This window comes from Paenirhodobacter ferrireducens (assembly GCF_004022265.1).
In the GTDB taxonomy this organism is placed as follows: domain Bacteria; phylum Pseudomonadota; class Alphaproteobacteria; order Rhodobacterales; family Rhodobacteraceae; genus Rhodobacter; species Rhodobacter ferrireducens.
Genome location: NZ_SAVB01000021.1, coordinates 59093 through 79280 on the forward strand (window position 1 = coordinate 59093; position 20188 = coordinate 79280).

The following is a 20188-nucleotide window of genomic DNA, read 5'->3' on the forward strand; positions in this document are numbered from 1 at the left end:
CACACGGGCCGCCGGTCAGCCCGCGGCGGCCAGCACCGACGTGCTGTCGACGACCCGGGCGAAATCGGCCTCGAGATGGGCGAGGGTGACGTCGAAGATCACCTGTGCGGAGAGGCCTGCCGCCGGCAGGTCGAAGCCGATCACCGCATCGCGGACGACGGTCATGTCAAAGCCCAGATCCGCGCCGTGGCGGACCGTGCTGTTGACACAGAACCCGGCCACGGCACCCGTCACCACCAGTTCGGTGATGCCGCGCGCCTGCAGATGCGCCGCCAGATCGGTCGAGGCGAAGGCCGATGAGGTCCGTTTCACGAAAATCGCCTCGCCCTCCAGCGCTTCGGCGCAAGCCATCGGCGGATAGCCCGCGGCCTCCGGATGCAGGGGCGAGCGCGCGGCCTCGTCACGATGGCGGACATGCACCACCGGCCACCCGTTTCGGCGGAAGGCCCCTGCGAGCGCGGCGATCCGCTCGGGCGCCCCGGCATTCACGCAGTCGCGGCCAGCCGCGATGCGATGCTGCATTTCCATTTGCATGTCGATGATGACGAGGGCTTTCACGCGCGGCACTCCCGGAACCTGTGACGCCGGAATAGCCCGGATGCCATGCCTGCGCAAAGGGCCCGGAGCGGTGATTGCGCTCCGGGCCCCTCGTCGTTTCTGTCCGCGCCGCTCGCGCGGCAGCGGGGTGCAGCTCAGCCGTTCACCGGCAGCGCCACGAAGCGCGGCTCGCCGCCGCGGCGGATCAGCAGCAGCACCGACTTGCGCCCGGCGTCCTTGGCTTCCTTCACCCGGTCCTCGAGGTCGCTCAGCTGCGCCACCGGCTGCTGGCCGGCCTCGGTGATCAGGTCGCCCTCGCGCAGGCCCTTGCCATAGGCGTCAGAGTTCTCGTCGATCGACTTGATGACAAGGCCCTGGGTGCCGGGCTGCAGGCCCATCTCCTGGATCAGCGCGTCGGTGAGCGGCATCACCGTCATGCCAAGCACCTGCGCCTCGCTCGCGGAGCCGGTCTGGTCCTGGGCCGCGGCGGGCACCGCATCGCCCTCGGCGGTCTCGCGCCGGCCGAGCGTGACGAGCAGCGTCTGCTCCTTGCCGCCGCGCACCACGGTGACCCGCACCGCCTGGCCCACCGGCGCATCGGCGACGCGGCGCACGAGGTCACGGCTGTTCTTCACCTCGCCGCCGTCGAAGTTGACGATGACGTCGCCCGCCTGCATGCCCGCGGCCTTCGCCGGACCCTCGGGCACCTCGGAGACAAGCGCGCCCTCGGGTTTCGCCAGGCCCATGGCGTCGGCCATGTCGGGGGTGATCTCCTGGATCTTCACGCCAAGCCAGCCGCGGCGGGTCTCGCCAAACTGCTTGAGCTGGTCGACGACCTTCTTCACCACGTTCGAGGCCATCGAGAAGCCGATGCCGATCGAGCCGCCGTTCGGCGACAGGATCGCGGTGTTCACGCCGACGACCTGGCCGTCCATGTTGAACAGCGGCCCGCCCGAGTTGCCGCGGTTGATCGCCGCGTCGGTCTGCAGGTAGTCGTCATAGGTGCCCGAAAGCTCGCGGTTGCGCGCCGAGACGATGCCCGCCGAGACCGAGAAGCCCTGGCCGAGCGGGTTGCCCATGGCCATCACCCAATCGCCCACCCGGGTCTGGTCGCTGTCGGCGAAGGTGACGAAGGGCAGCGGCTTGTCGCTTTCGACCTTGAGCAGCGCGATGTCGGTCTTCGGGTCGGTGCCGATCAGCTTCGCGTCCATCGTCTTGCCGCCGTAGAACTCGATCTGGATCTCGTCGGCGCCCTCGATGACATGGTTGTTGGTGACGATATAACCGTCTTCCGAGATCACGAAGCCCGAGCCGAGCGCGTTCGAGCGCTGCGGGTGGGTCGGCCCGTTCGGGCCGTTCGGCATCTGCTGGAACGGGAAATCCTTGAACAGGTCCGAGAACGGCGAGCCGTCGGGGAAGACCGGGCCCTGATCGTTCGGCACGGCGACGGTGGTCGTGGTGGTAATCATCACCACCGCGGGGCTGACCTTCTCGGCGAGATCGGCAAAGCTGTCCGGCGCGGCGCGGGCATAGGCCGGCGCGATCGGCGCGAAGGCCAGCGCTGTCGAGATCATCGCGGCCCCCAGAATGCCCTTCACAAGCCGGGGCGTGCGGATCAGCGCTTTGGGGGTGAACGGAGTTAGGTCGTGTTTTGTCATGCGTCGCTCCCGAAAATCTCGAGCCGGGCCTCGCCGGCGTCTCCCTTGTTAAAACCCTAGGGGGCGGGACGTTCAAATGAAAGACCGTCGCGCCGTCTCAATTCGGTGTGAGAGGGGCGAGAGGATCTCGCCCCGTTGCGGTGCCGGGGTCAATGCCCGAAATGCCGCAAAAGCCAGAAAAGCGCCACGCTGGTAAGCCACCGCCGCCGGGCCGAAGAGGTGCTGCCGCCCGGGCCTTCTCGCGGCAAGCCGCCCCGGCCCCTCCTTGATGCGCGAAGGGGCCAGCGCCAGCGCCAGCCCCCCGATCACCACAGGACGAGCGCAAGGCCCGCCAGCCGCAGTGCGTTCACTGACCCGTGGCCGGGGCAGGGGTCTCGCCCGTCGGCACCGCCTCGACCGGACCGAGGCTTTTGACGAAGCGGTCATAGTCGAAGTAGAGGCTCGAGGGCTCGGTCACCAGCGAGGACGAGCCCGGTTTCAGGCTTTCGGCATAGAACTGCAGCGAGCGGGTGAAGGCGAAGAACGACGGGTCCTTGCCATAGGCCTCGGCATAGATCGCGTTGCGCTCGGCATCGGCCTCGCCGCGGATGATCTCGGACTGCTTGCGCGCCTCCGAGGTCAGCTCGATCACGGTCCGGTCGGCCGCCGCGCGCACCCGCTGTGCCGCCTCGCCGCCACGCGCCCGCTCGTCCGCCGCCTCGCGCTCGCGCTCGGCCCGCATCCGGGCATAGGTCGCGGCGAGGTTCTGGTCGGGCAGGTCGGTGCGGGTCAGCCGCACGTCGATGACGTCGACGCCAAGCGCCGCTGCCTCGCGCCGGGCGATGTCGCGGATCTGGTTCATCAGCGGGGTGCGGTCGTCCGACAGCACGGCGGTCGAGGGCACCGAACCCATGACCTCGCGGATGGCGTTGTTCAGGATGCCGTCAAGCCGGCTTTTCGCGAAGGTCTCGCCACCGGTCGACACCGCCTCGCGGAACTTCACCGGGCTGGTGATGCGCCAGCGCGCGAAGGCATCGACCACCAGACGACGGTCGTCGAGCGGCGTCACCTCGAGCGGCTGCGTCATCAGGCTGAGGATGCGGTCGTCATACTTCACCACCTGCTGGATCAGCGGGATCTTGAAGCCGAGACCGGGCTCGGTACGGACCTGCTTGACCTCGCCGAACTGCAGCACCAGCGCCTTTTCGCGCTCGTCCACCGTGTAGACCGAGGACAGGCCGACGGCGAGGGCGATCACCCCCACCGGGATCAGGAATTGCGCGCGCATCAGTTGGCCCCCCCGTTCGTCGCAGGCGTGGTCTTGCGAAGCTGGTCGAGCGGCAGATAGGGCTGCACGCCCGATTGCCCGTCGACCACCACCTTGTCGACGTCGCCCAGGATGCGGCCCATGGTTTCGTAGAACATCCGCCGCTTCGTCACCTCGGGCGCCTTGCGATATTCCTCGTAGACCGATGTGAAGCGCGCGGCCTCGCCCTGGGCGTCGTTCACCACCTGAGCGCGATAGGCCTCGGCCTGTTCCTGCAGCTGTGCGGCCTGGCCGCGGGCACCGGCTGTCGCCTTGTTCGAATAGGCGTCGGCTTCCTTCTCGAGCTTGTCGCGCTCCTGTTGCGCGGCCTGCACGTCGCGGAAGCTGTCGATCACCTCCTTCGGCGGGTCGGCGCGGTTGAAGTTCACCCGCACGATGTTGATGCCCACGTCATAGCTGTCGAGCGTCGCCTGCACCGCCGTGCGCAGATCGGCGCCGATCGCGCCGCGGTCGCGGTTCAGGATCGGCGCGAGTTCCGAACGCGCGATGATATCACGCATCGCGGATTCCGAGACGGCGCGGATCGTGTCTTCCGGATCGGCGAGGTTGAACAGGTATTTCGTCGGGTCCGAGATGTTCCAGACCACCTGGAACTCGATGTCGACGATGTTCTGGTCGCGGGTCAGCATCAGCCCCGAATCCATCGAACCGCCGCGCCCGGTGCCAAGCTCTGTGGTGCGTTCGTCGGTGACCGGGATCACCTCGGCCGTCACCACTGGCCAGGGCGCGAAATTGAGCCCCGGGTTGCCGGTCGCGTAATACTTGCCGAACATCAGCTCGATCGAGCGCTCGTTCTGCTGCACCGTGTAGAACGACCCCCAGGCCCAGAGCGCAACCGCGGCCAGCGCCACGAGGCCGATCGTGCCGCCGGTCATCGCCGGCCCCTTCGGCAGCCCGCCGCCCGGACGTCCGCCGCCCGAGCCGCCACGCCCGCCCATCAGCACCTTCAGCTGCTCGGAGCCTTTCTTCATGAGATCTTCGATCTCGGGGATTGCGGGCGGCTCGCCCGGCCGCCGCTGTCCGGGCCGTCGGTTGTCGTCGCGGTCGTCACCGTTGCCGCCGCCCGTCCCCCAGGGACCTCCGTTGCTCATTTTCCCTCGCCTTTCATTGTTGTCCCGTCCGAGGTGGGGACTGATTGGTCGATGTCAAGCGTGCCGGACGGGCTTGCGCATCGTCACCAGCTCTTCCGCCATCGTCGGGTGCACCGCGCAGGTCGCGTCGAACTGCTCCTTGGTGGCGCCCATCTTCATCGCGATCGCCGCCAGCTGGATCATCTCGCCCGCCTCCGGTGCGACGATATGACAGCCCAGAACCCGCCGCGTCGCCTTCGACACGACGAGCTTCATCAGCACCTTCTCGTCGCCGCCTGCAAAGGCCGAGCGCATCGGGCGGAAGGCCGAGACATAGATCTCGACCGGCTCGATCTCGCGCGCCGCTTCCTCGCTCAGGCCGCAGGTGCCGAACTCGGGCCGGGTGAAGACGGCCGAGGCGACCAGCTCGTGATCGGCCTGGCGCGGCGTGGCGCCGAAGACGGTGTCGGCAAAGGCATGGCCCTCGCGGATCGCGACCGGGGTCAGGGCGATGCGGTCGGTGACATCGCCCACGGCATAGATCGAAGGCACGTTGGTCTGCGACCAGTCGTCGACCGTCACGGCGCCGTTCGGGGCGAGCGTCACGCCCGCCTCGGCAAGGCCCAGCCCCGCGGTGTTCGGCACCCGGCCGGTGGCGTAAAGCACGGCGTCGAAGGTCTCGCTGCGGCCGTCGCCGGCGGTGACGACAAGCCCCGCCTCGCTCTTCCGGATGTGCTGCACCACAAGGCCGGTGTGGATTGCGATGCCGCGCGCCGCCATCTTCTCGACGATCAGGTCGCGGCATTCGGCGTCGAAGCCGCGCAGCAGCGGCGAGCGGTTCCACAGCGTCACCCCGGTGCCCAGCCCCTCGAGGATGCAGGCGAATTCGCAGGCGATATAGCCGCCGCCGACGATCAGGATGCGCTTCGGCAGCGCCTCCATCTTGAAGATCTCGTTCGAGGTCATCACGTGTTCGCGGCCGTCGAAGTCGGGCACGAAGGGGGTGCCGCCGGTGGCGATCAGGATGTGCTTGGCGCTCACCACCTGGCCATCGGCAAGGCGTACCTCGTGGGGCGAGGCGACGGTGGCGCGCTGATCGAAGACGGTGACGCCGGCGCCCGACTGACCGCGGCGATAGATCGCCTCGAGCCGGTCGAGCTCGGCATCGAGCTTGGTGCGGAAGCCGGTCCAGTCGAAGGCGCCGAGCTCGGCCTGCCAGCCATAGGCGCGCGCCTCTTCCACCGCCTTCGGCATCGACGAGGCGAAGACCATCAGCTTCTTCGGCACGCAACCGCGGATCACGCAGGTGCCGCCCATCCGGTATTCCTCGGCAAGCGCCACCTTCGCGCCATGCTCGGCCGCCGCGATGCGCGCCGCGCGCACCCCGCCCGAACCGCCGCCGATCACGAAGAGGTCGTAGTCGAAGCTCATCTGTCGCCCTTCCGTTTCCTGCCGCATCGCGGCACCGTTGCACAGGACTTAGCGGCGCGGGCCCCGCGGGGCAAGCCGCGGGGTGCGGATTGGCGTTGGGAGCTGTCTGCCGGAACGAAAACGGCCCGGCGTCTTGCGCCGGGCCGGGATGGCTCTTCGGGGCCTCTCAGGCGGGGTGCCTCAGTCGAGGTCGGAGAAGATGTTGGCCTCGTCGGCGAAGTCGATGCGCTCATGCGCCACCGTGCCCTCGTTGATGTCGCGGATCTCGACCTTGCCATCGGCGCCGCCGATGATGACCCGATCGCAGATGTCGATGAACAGGCCGTTCTCGACCACGCCCGGGATCTGGTTCAGCACGAGGCTCAGCTGGCGCGGATTGGCGATGCGGTTCAGGTGCAGGTCGACGATGTAATTGCCCTCGTCGGTGACGAAGGGCTGCGTGCCGTTCAGCCGCAGCGTGGTCTGCCGGCCCAGCACCTCCATCGAGATCAGCATCTCCTCGATCAGCGCGCGGGTGGTCTGCCAGCCGAAGGGCACCACCTCGACCGGCAGCGGGAAGGCGCCAAGGGCCGCCACTTCCTTCGCCGCATCGGCGATGACGATCATCTGGTCCGAGGCGGTGGCGACGATCTTTTCCTGCAGCAGCGCCCCGCCGCCGCCCTTGATCAGGTTGAGCTGACCATCGAATTCGTCCGCGCCGTCGATCGTCAGATCAAGCCATTTCGCCTCGTCGAGGCCGATCACCTCGATCCCGACCTGCCGGGCCAGATCGGCGGTGCGTGAGGACGTCGGCACGCCGGTGATCCGCAGCCCGTCCTCGCGCACCATCTCGCCCAGACAGCGCACCATCCAGGCCGCAGTCGAGCCGGTGCCGAGGCCGACCTTCATCCCGTCCTCGACATAGTCGACGGCACGGCGGGCAGCGGCGAATTTGGCCTTGTCGATCGGGGAGAGTTCGGCGGGCATGGGCGGGTCTCCTGAAAGCGTCTCGGCCCGCTTATAGACAAGCGCCCCCGCCTGCGCGAGGGCGAATCGTCCCGTCGGCGCGGGCACAGCGCCTTTGCGACGCAAAGTGTCGCTTTCCCGCTGTCCGTCGCGCCCGCCCGTGGCAGGATGCGCCGAACAGGGAGACCGGGCGATGTTTCTGAGCGTTTTTGACATCTTCAAGGTGGGGGTCGGGCCATCGTCGTCCCACACGATGGGGCCGATGGTGGCGGGCGCGCGCTTTCTGGCCGCGCTGCGCAGCTCGCCCTTCGAGGCGCGGGGGCTGCGCGCGCGGCTCTACGGCTCGCTCGCCTTCACCGGCAAGGGGCACGCGACCGACCGGGCCACGATCCTCGGTCTCGCGGGCTTTGAGCCCGAAAGCTATAAGGCGGCCGCCGCCGAGACGGCCCTGGCCGCGAACCGCGCGACGCATCTGCTGACCCCGCCGGGCCTTGCGCCGCTGGTCTTCGATCCCGAGCGCGATCTGGTCTTCGACTTCGGTCCGGCGCTGGCCGGTCACGCGAACGGCATGGTGATCGAGGCGCTCGACGCCGAGGGTGACGTGCTGTTGCAGGAGACCTATTATTCGATCGGTGGCGGTTTCGTGCGCACCGCGGCCGAACTTGCCGCGGTCGACGCGAAGACCCTCGCCGAACCCTCTCCCGTGCCCTTCCCCTTCCGCACCGCCGAGGAGATGCTGACAATGGCCCAGGCCTCCGGGCTGACGATCGCGCAGATGAAGCGACGCAACGAGCGGCGCTTCCGCGACGAGGCGGCGATCGACGCGGGGCTCGGGCGGATCTGGTCGGTGATGGCCGAGTGCCTCGCGCGCGGGCTGGCGACCGAGGGCATCCTGCCCGGCGGGCTGAAGGTGAAGCGCCGCGCGAAGGCGATCCACGAGGCGCTGCTGGCCGAGCGCGGCCTGAACCTTGCCCCGCCGCATACGGTGAACGACTGGATCTCGTGCTATGCGATGGCGGTGAACGAGGAGAACGCGGCGGGCGGTCAGGTGGTGACGGCGCCGACGAATGGCGCGGCGGGCGTGGTGCCTGCGGTGATCCGCTACTGGCTCGACCATGTGCCGGGCGCCACCGCAGCACGGGTGGGGGAGTTTCTCCTCACCGCCGCGGCCGTGGGCGGGCTGATCAAGACCAATGCCTCGATCTCGGGCGCCGAATGCGGCTGTCAGGCCGAGGTCGGCTCGGCTGCCGCGATGGCTGCAGCGGGGCTGGCCGCGGTTCTGGGCGGATCCCCTGAGCAGATCGAGAATGCCGCCGAGATCGCTCTTGAACATCACCTCGGCATGACCTGCGATCCGGTGAAGGGGCTGGTGCAGGTGCCCTGCATCGAGCGCAACGGTCTCGGCGCGATCAAGGCGATCTCGGCAGCAAGCCTGGCGCTGCGCGGCGACGGCACGCATCTGGTGCCGCTCGATGCCGCGATCGAGACGATGCGCCAGACCGGCCGCGACATGCACGAGCATTACAAGGAGACGAGCCTCGGCGGCCTCGCGGTGAACGTGCCGAACTGCTGAGCGGGGCACGGGCGGCGGCCGGGGCAGGGGGGGGGCGCTGCCGCTTCGGGCGTCGCCTTCACCTCTGGGATCCTGGAGGCAATTGGAAGAGAACGCCCCTGCGCGCTTTCTCCTTGCCCGAAATACCTCGGGGGTGAATTGGCGCAGCCAAGAGGGGGCGGCGCCCCCTTCCTTTCTCACAGAAGGATCGGCTCCATCACCTCGAGCTCGATCACCTCGGCCTTCGGCAACCCCGCCTTCAGCGCCGCGGCGTTTTGCTCGAGCAGCGGGAAGGTGCGGTAGTGGCAGGGGATCACGGTGCGGAAGTTGAAGTATTTCCGCGCGGCCCAGGCGGCGGCCTTCATGTCCATGGTGAAATGGCCGCCGGCGCAGAGGATGCCGATGTCGGGGCGGTGGTATTCCGCCATCCATTCCATGTCGGCCATGATCGTGGTGTCGCCCGAGACATAGACGACATGGCCCTCGCCCGCGATCATGTAGCCCGACTCGGTGCCGGCATAGACCGGCCCCTGCGGCCCGGAGAGCGACGAGGAATGCGAGGCGGGCACCATCGTCACATGGGCGCCGCCGAGGTCGACCGTGCCGCCCTTGTTGAAGCCGATCCCCTCGACCCCCTCGGTCTCCTGCCACCAGGCGACAGTGTCGTAGATGCCGACGACGGGGATGTTCAGCTCCTTCGCGATCGCCAGCGTGTCGGCCGAATGATCGCCGTGGCCATGGGTGAGCAGGATATGCGTCGCCCCGGCCAGCGCCTCGGCGCGGCGTGCGGCGGGGAACATCGGGTTGCCGGTGATCCAGGGGTCGATCAGGATCACCGCCTTCTCGATCTCCATGCGGAAGCCGGAATGGCCAAGCCAGGTCAGTTTCATCGCGATACCTCCATCGGTTTCGTCCGAGTCTAGCGCGCCCCGCCGCGAAGGGAAGGCATGCTTGCAGCCCGGGCGCATGGGCGCTAAACCCGGGCCAAGACAATCGGAGAGTTTCATGTCCATCGACATCGATACCGCCCGCAAGGTGGCGCATCTGGCGCGCATTGCCGTGGCCGAGGAAAACCTGCCCAAGCTCGCGCAGGATCTGAGCGGCATCCTGACCTTCATGGAACAGCTGAACGAGGTCGACGTCGAGGGCGTCGAGCCGATGACCTCGGTCACGCCGATGCGGCTGAAGCGCCGCGAGGACGTGGTCACCGACGGTGGCTATGCCGAGAAGATCCTGAAAAACGCCCCCGATGCCCGCGAGGGCTTCTTTGCCGTGCCGAAGGTGGTCGAATGAGCCTGAACCAGCTGACGATTTCCGCCGCCCGCGACGCGCTGCGCAAGGGCGAGGTCACCTCGGTCGAGATCACCGAAAGCTGTCTGTCCGCGATTGACGGCGCCGATGCGCTGAACGCCTATTGCGCCAAGACCCCCGAGATCGCGCTTGCGCAGGCGAAGGCCGCGGATGCGCGGATCAAGGCGGGCGACGCGCCCGCGATGTGCGGCATTCCGCTCGGCATCAAGGATCTCTTCTGCACCAAGGGTGTCGCCACTCAGGCCGCCTCGAAGATCCTTGCGGGCTTCAAGCCCGAGTATGAATCGACCGTCACCCAGAACCTGTGGGATGCGGGCGCGGTGATGCTCGGCAAGGTGTCGATGGACGAATTCGCCATGGGCTCCTCGACCGAGACCGCCTGCTATGGCCCCGCGGTGAACCCGTGGAAGATCGACGACCGGCAGCTGACGCCCGGCGGCTCCTCGGGCGGCTCGGCCGCGGCCGTGGCTGCAGACCTGTGCCTGGCCGCGACCGGCACCGACACCGGCGGCTCGATCCGCCAGCCCGCCGCCTTCACCGGCATCGTCGGGATCAAGCCGACCTATGGCCGCGTGAGCCGCTGGGGCGTCGTCGCCTTCGCCTCGAGCCTCGATCAGGCCGGGCCGATGACCAAGACCGTGCGCGACGCGGCGATCATGCTTGGCGCGATGGCCTCGGTCGACCCGAAGGATTCGACCTCGGTCGAGATCCCGGTGCCCGATTTCGAAGCGGCACTGACCGGCGACATCCGCGGCAAGAAGATTGGCATTCCGCGCGAATACCGGATCGAGGGCATGCCCGAGGAAATCGGCAAGCTCTGGGACGAGGGCACCGCGATGCTGCGCGACGCAGGCGCCGAGATCGTCGAGATCTCGCTGCCGCACACGAAATACGCGCTGCCCGCCTATTACGTGATCGCCCCGGCCGAGGCCTCGTCGAACCTCGCGCGCTATGATGGCGTGCGCTATGGCTATCGCGCCAAGCTCGGTGCCGGGGACGGCATCGTCGAGATGTACGAGAAGACCCGGGCCGAGGGCTTCGGCCCCGAGGTGCAGCGCCGTATCATGATCGGCACCTATGTGCTGTCGGCGGGCTTCTACGACGCCTATTACAACCGCGCCCGCCGGGTCCGCGCGCTGATCAAGCGCGACTTCGATCAGGTCTTCGCCGCCGGCGTCGATGCGATCCTGACGCCGGCGACGCCGTCCTCGGCCTTCGGTCTCGGCGAGATGGCCGACGCCTCGCCGGTCGAGATGTATCTCAACGACGTCTTCACCGTGACGGTGAACCTTGCCGGCCTGCCGGGGATCTCGGTGCCCGTCGGGCTTGATGCCAAGGGGCTGCCGATGGGGTTGCAGCTGATCGGCCGGCCCTGGGGCGAGGGCGATCTGCTCAATCACGCTCTTGTCTTGGAGCGCGCGGCGGGGTTCACTCACAAACCGTCGAAGTGGTGGTAAGAGGAGAGACCGATGCGCAAGGCGCCGCTGCTCGTTCTGACCGGAATGCTGCTGGCGGGCTGCCAGCCCGATGTGCCCAATTCGGGGGCGGGGGCCGGTTTCGGCACCTATGAGGACTACCTGCATCAGCGCGAAAGCGAACTGAAGGGGGCCGGTGTGCAGACGGGCGCGACACCCGCGGATGGCGGCTATGGCACCTCGGGCTATGGCGCGACGCCGGTGACTTCGGCCGCCGGGATCGCCGCGGCACAAGGCACGACGGGCACCGATGCGGCGGCCACCGGCGGCTCCGGCTCGATCGGGGCGGACACGCTGGCCGCGCTGCGCGCCACCGCGCCCGCGGGCGACAGCGCCCCGGCCGAGACGGTGGCGCCGGTGGTGGCCGCGACGAGCAGCGTCGGCGCGCCGCTGAACGCAATGTCGCCGGCCGCGATGCCGGCGGGCGGCGGCGCCGGGCCGAACCTCGCCGCCTATGCACTTGCGGCGAAGAATGCGCCCGGCCAGTCGGTCTGGCCGCGCGGCGGGCTGCGGCTGAGCTCCTCGGACAAGGCGTGCAAGAAATACCTCTCGCCCGATCTTGCACAGATGGCCTTCCTGCAACGGGGCGGGCCGCAGAAGGACCCGCTCAACCTCGATCCGGACGGTGACGGCTTTGCCTGCGGCTGGGATCCGCGCCCGTTCCAAGCGGCACGGCAGTAGCCCCGTGCTGCCCTCGCCCAATTTCGGCGAGCGGCGCGGGCACGCGCGCCCCGAGCTGATCGTGATCCATTACACCGGCATGCACAGCTGTGCTGCGGCGCGCGCGCGGCTGTGCGACCCGGCGGCCGAGGTCTCAGCGCATTGGCTGGTGGCCGAGGATGGCCGGGCCGAAGCGCTGGTGCCCGAGGCGGCCCGCGCCTGGCACGCGGGCGTCGGCAGCTGGCAGGGGCGCGACGACGTCAATTCCCGCTCGATCGGGATCGAGCTTGCGAACCCCGGCGACCGGCCCTTCCCCGAGCCGCAGATGGCGGCGCTCGAGACGCTTCTCGGCGGCATCATGGCCCGCTGGGGGATCGGCCCCGAGGGGGTGATCGGCCATTCCGACATGGCGCCCGACCGCAAGATCGACCCCGGTCCGCGCTTCGACTGGCGTCGTCTTGCGCGCGGCGGGCTGGCGGTCTGGCCCGGGCCAGGCCCGCAGATTGCGCCGTCGCCGGAGGCCTTCACCGCGCTCGCCTGTGCCTTCGGCTATCCCGAGGCGCCGCCCGCGGTGCTGCTTGCGGCTTTCCGGCTGCGCTTCCGGCCGCGCCATGAGGGGTTGCTCGACGGCATCGACATGGCGCTTGTGGCCGATCTTGCCGCGCGCTTCGGGGCGGATGGCGACAGCTGGCGCAGTGCCTGAGGCAGGGGGCGCTGCCCCCTCGGCCTTCGGCCTCACCCCCGAGGTATTTCCGGCAAGGAGAAAGCCCGGGGCTTTTCGTTTCCAATTGCCCGAAATATCCCGGGGGTGACTTGGCCGCGGGCCTGGAGGGGCAGCGCCCCTTCGCACCGGCTTGACGCGCACGCGCGGGCAGCCTATGCCGCCCGGGCGCGGATGGCCGGATGACCGCGGCGCCCCATAGCTCCGTTTCGCGGACAGCTGGGGGGCCGAGGAAAGTCCGGACTCCATGAAGCAACGGTGCCGGGTAACGCCCGGCGGGGGCAACCCCAGGGAAAGCGCCACAGAGAAGAGACCGCCGCAGTCCGCTGCGGCAAGGGTGAAACGGTGGGGTAAGAGCCCACCGCGGGACTGGCAACAGGACCGGCACGGCAAGCCCCACCGGGAGCAACGCCGAATAGGGATCGCGCGCCGCGCGCCCCGGCAACGGGGCCCGGCAGGGGAGCTTCGCCCCGAGCGGTCCGGGTTGGCGGCTTGAGGCTGCGCGTGAGCGCAGACCCAGAGGAATGGTCATCCAGGGGGCAACCCCGGACAGAATCCGGCTTACAGGCCATCCGCGCAGTTTTCCTCTTTCCCCCTTGATCCGGTCCCTCCCGGGACCCGACCTTGGTCGCGGGCGCCCGTGCGCGGGCTGCCGCCAAGGAGGATGTCATGTGCGATCCTCTCGACCGCTTCCGACCTGCTGACGCGAGCGCTGCGGCCGGAACGCTGCGGCGCACTGCGCTCTGGGGCGCAGAAAAATCATTGGCGCCGCCGCGCTTTCGGCGCAGCATGGGCGCAACCAAAAGAGGAGAAGGCGATGAGCTTTGTGAAAACTCTGGCGACGCTGGCAGTGGGCTTTGCCGCGGCGCGCGGCGTCGAGACGTTCCGCAAGATGGGCGGTGTCGAGGGCATGAAGGAGGCGCTGCGCGGCGCCGCCGAACCCGGCGGTATGGCCGACAAGATGGGCGAGTTCGCCGAGAAGATCGGTGTGCCGGGCGGTGGTCAGGCGATGCGCGATCTCGTCTCGAAGATGAGCGCGCAGGCGGTCTCGACCACCGAGGCGACCGAGGCCGGGCTCGACAGCCTGCTCGGCGCGATGAGCGCGGCGGCGGCGAGCGGGGCGAAGGGGGTGGGCGACATGCTGCAGGCGGTGAGCACCGCCACGCCAGCGCACCCGATGATGGAGGAGAATGCCAAGCTGATGATCCGCGCCATGATCCAGGCGGCGAAGGCGGATGGCGAGATCGACGCCGAGGAGCGCGCGAAGATCATGGATCATCTGGGCGACGCCTCGGATGAGGAGCTTGCCTTCGTCAATGCCGCGCTTGATGCGCCGGTCGACGTCGGTGCGCTGGCTTCCGAGGTGGGCGAGCACGCCAAGGCGCAGGTCTATTCTGCCGCGCTGATGGCGATCACCGTCGACACTCCGGCCGAGAAGCAATACCTCGCGAATCTGGCCGCGGCGCTCGGGCTCGAGGCGGAGAAGGTGCTGGAAATCCACAAGACGATGGGCAAGACGGCGCCGTGAGGGTGAATATTTTGCGTCCGCGCCGCTTTGCCTGTTGACTCCCGGGGGCGCCCCGGTAAAAGGCAGGCCTCAAAGGAATTCGCGGGCGCGGTCGGTTCAGGACGGCTCCCGACTGCAGGAGAACGAAAATGGCGAAGCCGACGACGATCAAGATCCGTCTGAACTCGACGGCGGGCACCGGGCACTTCTACGTGACCAAGAAGAATGCCCGCACCATGACCGAAAAGATGACCGTGAACAAATACGATCCGGTCGTCCGCAAGCATGTCGAGTACAAGGAAGGCAAGATCAAGTAAGATCTGCCGACCGGGACTATCGGAAAGGCCGCGCCCCGTGCGCGGCTTTTTTCGTTTCGGCCTCTCAGCTCCAGATCGCCGCGAGGAACAGCAGCGCGGCGCAGATCGCCACGGCGGCGAACCAGAGGCCGGCCGGCGGCAGGGCCGCAGGTGCGGAGGGCGCGGGCAGCAGGCGCGGGTCCGGGGCGGGGGCCGCAGAGGCGATGCCAGACCGCGTGCGCGGCGCCTCGGTGTGCGCGGTGACGGCCGGTGTCGCTGTGGCGGGGGCGAGCGGCGGCTCGCCGGGCTGATCGGTCTGCGGCCCGGCTGCGGGCTGTGGCAGCAGAGGTTGTCTTTCGCCTGCCGGCTCCGGTTGCGCGCCCGGACGAGCGGTCGGGCGAGGGGCTTCCGCGGTGCCCGCCGCCATCTGCGCCAGCAGCGCCTGTGCGACGAGCGTCTGGGCCGGTTGCGCGGGGACGGGCAGGGCGGGTGCCTGCGGCTGCGCCGGCGCGCCGGTGGCGCCCTCTGCCAGCGCAAGGCGCGGGGGCTCTCGCCGATCAACGGGCGCGCCCGTGGGCTCTGCGGGCAGGGGCAGGGCGGCGGTGAAGCCCCCTGTCGCCAGCGGCTGCGGCGGCTCGGTCCTGGCCGGGGTGGCACCGTCCGGCGCACTCGTCCGGGCCGCGCCCTCGGGCAGCGGCAGACGGGGCAGGGCGGGCAGGAGCGACGGGGGAATCATCGGCGGGCTCGCGGGAACGGGCCCCTATCCTCCGCCCCGGCCCTTGCCGGAAGGTTAAGAAAATACCCGATCTAAAAAATCAGGTTTACAAAGCAGACAAAACAAGTCAGCTATTGGCCGGCCGCGCCGCCCGCCGGCCGAGACGACATGAAAGGACCCTGCGATGAAACCGACCCTGATGGCGCTGGCCACCACGGCCCTTGTTCCCGTTCTTGCCGCTCCGGCGCTGGCTGGCGCGCCGACCGAGGCGGCGGTGATCTCGACCTATGCCGATCTGGCCGAGGCGGGCTATGCCGACAGCCTCGCGACCGCGCAGGGGCTGCAAAAGGCCGTCGACGCGCTGATCGCGGCGCCCTCCGAGGCGACGCTGGCCGCGGCCAAGGCTGCCTGGGTCGCGGCGCGCGTGCCCTATCAGCAGACCGAGGCCTTCCGCTTCGGCAACCCGATCGTCGACGACTGGGAGGGCAAGGTGAACGCCTGGCCGCTCGACGAGGGGCTGATCGACTATGTCGATCCCGACTCGGCGGTGAACGAGGAGAACGACCTCGCCCTTGCCAATGTCATCGCCAATCCGAAGCTGACGATCGGCGGCGCCGAGGTCGACGCGACCGAGATCACCCCGGCGCTGCTCGAGACCCTGCACGAGGCCGAGGGGATCGAGGCGAATGTGGCGACCGGCTATCACGCCATCGAATTCCTGCTCTGGGGGCAGGACCTGAACGGCACCGGCCCGGGCGCGGGCGCGCGGCCCTTCACCGATTACCTTCAGGGCGACGGCTGCACGCATGGCAATTGCGACCGCCGCGGCGCCTATCTGAAGGCCGCGACCGAGCTGCTGGTCAGCGACCTGACCGAGATGGCGGGGAATTGGACCGCCGGCGGCGAGGCGCGCAAGGTGCTCGAGGCCGACCCGGCCAGGGGCATCTCGGCAATCCTGACCGGGCTTGGCTCGCTCTCCTATGGCGAGCTTGCGGGCGAGCGGATCAAGCTCGGCCTGATGCTGCACGATCCAGAGGAAGAGCATGACTGCTTCTCGGACATGACCCATCTGAGCCACTATTACGACGGCATCGGCATCCGCAACGTCTATACCGGCCATTACGTGCGGGTCGACGGGGCGGTGGTCTCGGGCCCCTCGGTGAGCGATCTCGTCAAGGCGAAGGATGCGGGCGTCGATGCCCAGCTGCGCGCCGATCTCGACGCGACGGTCGGCAAGCTGACCGAGATGAAGGCCGCGGCCGAGGGCGGCATGGCCTTCGACCAGATGCTTGCCATGGGCAACGACAAGGGCGCGGCGATCATCACCGGCGTCGTCGATGCGCTGGTCACCCAGACCCGCGGGATCGAGCGTGCGGTGGCGGTGCTCGGCACCTCGATCTCGGTCGAGGGGTCGGACAGCCTCGACAACCCTTCGGCGGTCTTCCAGTGAGGTCCGGGGCTCCGGCCCCGTCGCGATGATCCGCCTGCCCGTCCTTCTGACCAGCCTTGCCCTCGCCGCGCCTGCCGTGGCGGGGGATCTGGCGTCGTCCTATGGCCCCGACGCGGCCCGCGTCGCCGCGGTGGTGGCGCCGGCCACCGACTTTGCCGCGCCCGAGCCCTTCGAGGCCCGCCCACTGGGTGCCGCCACCGCGACCGGCGGCACGCCCGGGGCCTTGTTGCCCAATCTCTCGCCCGAGGCGCGGATGCAGGCGACGCTGGGCGAGGCGATCTTCGAAAAGCTCTGGGTGCCGGCGCCGACGGCGACGCGGGCCTCGGACGGGCTCGGCCCGCTTTACAACGCACGCGCCTGCGCGGGCTGCCACGAGAAGGGCGGGCAGGGGCGTGCGCCGGTGCTGAAGCTCGGCCGGTCCGGTGCGGAGGGGGGCGGGGTGGCGCCCGGCATCGCCGGCTGGCATCCCGTTGCCCCGGATCCCGGCCTTGGCCGGCAGTTGCAGGATTTCGCTGTCACCGGGCTTCAGGCCGAGGGCCAGCTGGCGATCGACTGGCACGCGGTCGAGCTGCCGCTGTCGGGCGGCGAGGTCGCGCATCTGCGCCGCCCGGTGCCGCGCGTCACCCCGGCGCTCGACCCCGCCACGCGCACATCGCTGCGGATGCCGCCGGCGCTTTACGGGCTGGGCCTGATCGAGGCGATCCCCGAGGCCGCGATCCGGGCGGGCGCCGACCCGGAGGACGCCGACGGCGACGGGATCTCGGGCCGGGTGGCCGAGGTGCCCTCGGCTTCTGCGGGGGGCGTCCGGCTGGGGCGCTATGGCCACAAGGCGGGGGCGGCGACGCTTGCCGACATGGTGGCGGGCGCGTTTTCGACCGACATGGGGCTGTCGACCCCGCTTGTCCCCGACCCCTGGGGCGATTGCACCGCGGCGCAGACGGCCTGCCGCGCGTGGCCCTCGGGCGAGGATGCGGGGCTGCGCGATAGCCGCGAAGTGGGCGGCGAGGCGCTGACCGCGGTCGCCGATTATGTCGCGGCCCTTGCGCTGCCCGGGCGCAGGGATGTCGCCGCGCCCGAGGTTCTGGCCGGCAAGGCGGTCTTCGCCGCCGCCGGCTGCCCGGCCTGCCACCGGCCGAAATTCGTCACCGCCCGCAGCCCCGCAGACCCCGCCCGCAGCTTTCAGCTGATCTGGCCGTTCTCGGATTTCCTGCTCCATGACATGGGGCCCGAGCTTGCCGTCGACCTGCCCGAGGGCGTGGCCACCGGCGCAGAGTGGCGCACCGCGCCGCTTTGGGGGATTGGCACCACCGGGCGCACGCGTTTCCTGCACGATGGCCGCGCCCGCTCGCCCCTCGAGGCGGTGTTGTGGCATGGTGGGGAAGCCGCTGCCGCGCAGGCGCGCGTGGTGGCGATGCCGCCCGCCGACCGCGCCGCCCTGATCCGCTATCTGGAGAGCCTTTGATGCGCCGCACTGCCCTTTCCCTTGTCCTTGCCCCGGCGGCTGTCGCGCTGGCCCTTGCGGCGCCCGCACGTGCCGATGTGCCCGAGACCGTCGCCAAGGTGATCCTGCCGGGCTATGCGGGCTTTGCCCGCGCGACGCAGGACCTTGCCACCACGGCGGCGACCGACTGCACGCCCGAGGCGCTGCGCGCGCCCTGGAACGCCGCTTTCGACGCCTGGCTGGGCGTGCAGCACGTCCACATCGGCCCGGCCGAGGAAGAGGGCCGGGCGCTCGCCATCGCCTTCTGGCCCGATCCGAAGAACATCGGCGGCCGCCAGACCGAGGCGATGCTGCAGGGCGCCGATCCGGCGCTGGTCACCCCCGAAGGGGCGGCGCAGCTCTCGGTGGCGGCGCGCGGGCTCTTCGGGCTCGAGCGGCTGCTTTATGGCGATGCGTCGGACACCAACCCCGCCTATGCCTGCGCGCTGCGCCGGGCGCTGGCCGCCGACCTTGCCCGCATGGCGCAGACGATCGAGGCGGGCTGGAAGGACGGCTTCGCCGAGACCGTGCTGAGCGCGGGCACCCCCGGCAACACCACCTATCTGAGCGCGGCCGAGGCGCGGCAGGCGCTTTTCACCCAGCTGATCGCCGGGCTCGAGTTCGACGCCGACACCCGCATCGGCCGACCGCTGGGCAGCTTTGACCACCCGCGCCCCGAACGTGCCGAGGCCCGCGCCTCGGGCCGCTCGCTGCGCGATGTGGCGCTGTCGCTGAAGGCGCTGCGGGCCTTTGCCGGGGCACTCGTGCAGGGGATCGGCCCGATCCCCGCGACCGAGGCGGCCTTCGACCGCGCCGAGGCGTTGGCCGCGAAGCTGAATGATCCGGTCTTCGCGGGCGTCGCCGATCCCGGAAAACGGCTGAAGGTCGAGATCCTGCAGCAGGCGATCAAGGCCACACGTGAGAGCGCCGAGGCCGAGATCGGCGCGCTTCTGGGCGTGCGCTCGGGCTTCAACTCCGCCGATGGCGACTGAGAAGGGACATCCGATGAAACGCCGCGCTTTCCTTGCCTCGCTGGCCGCCGCGACCGCCGTGCCGCGGCTGAGCTGGGCCGATGCGGGCAGCCCCGCCTATCTGGCCGCCGCGCAGGAGCCCTCGGGTGCGCATGCGCTCTATGGCCTCTCGGCCACCGGCGAGCGGCTTTTCTCGCAGCCGATGCCGGCGCGCGGGCATGCCGCGACCGCCCATCCGACCCGGCCCGAGGCCGTGGCCTTCGCCCGCCGCCCGGGCACCTTCGCGCTGGTGATCGACTGCGTCACCGGCGCCACCACGGCCCGGCTGACCCCGCCCGAGGGCCGGCAGTTCAACGGCCACGGCGCCTATTCGCTCGATGGCGCGGTGCTCTACACGTCCGAAGTGGTGGCCGAGGGCTCGGCCGGCCGGATCGGGATCTGGGACGCGGCGCGCGGCTACGCGCGGCTGGGCGAGTTCGCCTCGAACGGCATCGGCCCGCACGAGATCCGCCGCTTGCCGGGCTCGGACGATCTGGTGATCGCGAACGGGGGGATCGAGACCGACCCCTCCGACCGCACGCCGCTGAACCTTGACCGCATGCGCCCGAACCTGAGCTATCTCAGCCCCGAGGGGGCGGTGCTGGAGGTCGTCGAGCTGCCCGAGATGGCGCAGAACTCGATCCGTCACCTCGCGCTGAAATCGGACGGGCTCGTCGCCTTCGCGATGCAGTGGCAGGGCGATCTGGCCGAACCGGTGCCGCTTTTGGGCCTGCACCGGCGCGGCGGGGCGGTGGTTCTGGCCGACCCCAAGGACAGCGAGATGTTCGCGATGAAGGGTTATGCCGGCTCGGTCGCCTTCGCGCCGGGCGGCGGCGAGGTGGCGATCACCTCGCCCCGTGGGGGCCGGATTCAGGCCTATTCCTTCGAGGGCACGCCGCTGTGGTCGGTGGCGCGCGCCGATGTCTGCGGCCTTGGCCCCTGCGCCGAGGGCGGCTTTGTCGCGACGGACGGGCAGGGCGCGGTGATGCGGGTGCGCGCAGGCGTGCTCGAGCCGCTCAGCGCCGCGCCGCTCGCCTGGGACAACCACCTGGTCGCGCTTTAGC

18 protein-coding genes, 1 other RNA gene and 1 pseudogene are annotated in these 20188 nt (G+C 69.8%); 12 read left to right on the top strand and 8 right to left on the bottom strand.

Features of this window, described 5'->3' with window-relative positions:
- Window positions 1-15 precede the first annotated feature (15 nt).
- The 6 genes and pseudogenes from EOW65_RS14875 to rpiA all read right to left on the bottom strand — a co-directional run bounded on the left by EOW65_RS14875 (window position 16) and on the right by rpiA (window position 6968).
- Window positions 16-558, bottom strand: a complete 543-nt coding sequence (locus tag EOW65_RS14875) for an isochorismatase family protein (RefSeq protein ID WP_240664712.1) — start codon at window positions 556-558, stop codon at window positions 16-18.
- 134 nt (window positions 559-692) lie between these two features.
- On the bottom strand, window positions 693-2195 hold the full coding sequence (locus EOW65_RS14880) for a DegQ family serine endoprotease (protein ID WP_128150734.1): 1503 nt from the start codon (window positions 2193-2195) through the stop codon (window positions 693-695).
- Between the two features lie 349 nt (window positions 2196-2544).
- A pseudogene (gene hflC, locus EOW65_RS14885) lies at window positions 2545-3465 on the bottom strand (protease modulator HflC); the annotation flags it as partial.
- Entirely contained in the window at window positions 3462-4592 is a 1131-nt protein-coding gene (gene hflK / locus EOW65_RS14890; protein WP_128150738.1) for an FtsH protease activity modulator HflK, read from the bottom strand. The gene hflK and the pseudogene hflC, both read right to left, overlap by 4 nt.
- A 54-nt stretch (window positions 4593-4646) precedes the next feature.
- Entirely contained in the window at window positions 4647-6002 is a 1356-nt protein-coding gene (gene gorA, locus EOW65_RS14895) for a glutathione-disulfide reductase (RefSeq protein ID WP_128150740.1), read from the bottom strand.
- Between the two features lie 180 nt (window positions 6003-6182).
- Entirely contained in the window at window positions 6183-6968 is a 786-nt protein-coding gene (gene rpiA / locus EOW65_RS14900) for a ribose-5-phosphate isomerase RpiA (RefSeq protein ID WP_128150742.1), read from the bottom strand.
- Window positions 6969-7140: 172 nt separating this feature from the next.
- Between rpiA and EOW65_RS14905 the strand changes: the two genes are divergently transcribed.
- A complete protein-coding gene (locus tag EOW65_RS14905) occupies window positions 7141-8520 on the top strand; it encodes an L-serine ammonia-lyase (protein ID WP_128150744.1) in 1380 nt (459 codons plus the stop codon).
- Between the two features lie 176 nt (window positions 8521-8696).
- On the opposite strand, the gene EOW65_RS14910 is transcribed toward EOW65_RS14905, so the two are convergent.
- The gene (locus tag EOW65_RS14910; protein ID WP_128150746.1) at window positions 8697-9389 is read right to left on the bottom strand and encodes a metal-dependent hydrolase; all 693 of its coding nucleotides are present in this window, start codon (window positions 9387-9389) and stop codon (window positions 8697-8699) included.
- 115 nt (window positions 9390-9504) lie between these two features.
- Between EOW65_RS14910 and gatC the strand changes: the two genes are divergently transcribed.
- The 7 genes from gatC to rpmG all read left to right on the top strand — a co-directional run bounded on the left by gatC (window position 9505) and on the right by rpmG (window position 14490).
- Entirely contained in the window at window positions 9505-9792 is a 288-nt protein-coding gene (gene gatC, locus EOW65_RS14915) for an Asp-tRNA(Asn)/Glu-tRNA(Gln) amidotransferase subunit GatC (RefSeq protein WP_128150748.1), read from the top strand.
- On the top strand, window positions 9789-11267 hold the full coding sequence (gatA, locus tag EOW65_RS14920) for an Asp-tRNA(Asn)/Glu-tRNA(Gln) amidotransferase subunit GatA (RefSeq protein ID WP_128150750.1): 1479 nt from the start codon (window positions 9789-9791) through the stop codon (window positions 11265-11267). The genes gatC and gatA overlap by 4 nt, the downstream gene beginning before the upstream one ends.
- Before the next feature lie 12 nt (window positions 11268-11279).
- Window positions 11280-11966, top strand: a complete 687-nt coding sequence (locus EOW65_RS14925) for a hypothetical protein (protein WP_128150751.1) — start codon at window positions 11280-11282, stop codon at window positions 11964-11966.
- A gap of 4 nt (window positions 11967-11970) precedes the next feature.
- Window positions 11971-12648, top strand: a complete 678-nt coding sequence (locus tag EOW65_RS14930) for an N-acetylmuramoyl-L-alanine amidase (protein ID WP_128150754.1) — start codon at window positions 11971-11973, stop codon at window positions 12646-12648.
- Window positions 12649-12836: 188 nt separating this feature from the next.
- Window positions 12837-13246: RNase P RNA component class A (gene rnpB, locus EOW65_RS14935), an RNA gene on the top strand.
- Window positions 13247-13483: 237 nt separating this feature from the next.
- Window positions 13484-14194, top strand: a complete 711-nt coding sequence (locus EOW65_RS14940) for a tellurite resistance TerB family protein (RefSeq protein ID WP_128150756.1) — start codon at window positions 13484-13486, stop codon at window positions 14192-14194.
- A gap of 128 nt (window positions 14195-14322) precedes the next feature.
- On the top strand, window positions 14323-14490 hold the full coding sequence (rpmG, locus tag EOW65_RS14945; protein WP_011750518.1) for a 50S ribosomal protein L33: 168 nt from the start codon (window positions 14323-14325) through the stop codon (window positions 14488-14490).
- A 64-nt stretch (window positions 14491-14554) separates the two neighbouring features.
- Here the strand turns inward: rpmG and EOW65_RS14950 are convergent, their stop codons facing one another.
- Window positions 14555-15205, bottom strand: a complete 651-nt coding sequence (locus tag EOW65_RS14950) for a hypothetical protein (protein ID WP_128150758.1) — start codon at window positions 15203-15205, stop codon at window positions 14555-14557.
- A 163-nt stretch (window positions 15206-15368) separates the two neighbouring features.
- On the opposite strand from EOW65_RS14950, the gene EOW65_RS14955 reads away from it, so the two are divergent.
- Genes EOW65_RS14955 through EOW65_RS14970 form a run of 4 tightly spaced genes read left to right on the top strand, consistent with a single transcriptional unit; the run spans window position 15369 to window position 20187 of the window.
- On the top strand, window positions 15369-16634 hold the full coding sequence (locus EOW65_RS14955; protein ID WP_128150760.1) for an imelysin family protein: 1266 nt from the start codon (window positions 15369-15371) through the stop codon (window positions 16632-16634).
- A 25-nt stretch (window positions 16635-16659) separates the two neighbouring features.
- A complete protein-coding gene (locus tag EOW65_RS14960; protein WP_128150762.1) occupies window positions 16660-18096 on the top strand; it encodes a di-heme oxidoreductase family protein in 1437 nt (478 codons plus the stop codon).
- Complete coding sequence (locus EOW65_RS14965; RefSeq protein WP_128150764.1) at window positions 18096-19106, top strand: imelysin family protein; 1011 nt, start codon at window positions 18096-18098, stop codon at window positions 19104-19106. Before EOW65_RS14960 ends, EOW65_RS14965 begins: the two co-directional genes overlap by 1 nt.
- Before the next feature lie 13 nt (window positions 19107-19119).
- Window positions 19120-20187, top strand: coding sequence for a DUF1513 domain-containing protein (locus EOW65_RS14970; protein WP_128150766.1), 1068 nt, complete (start codon window positions 19120-19122; stop codon window positions 20185-20187).
- Window position 20188: the final 1 nt, after the last annotated feature.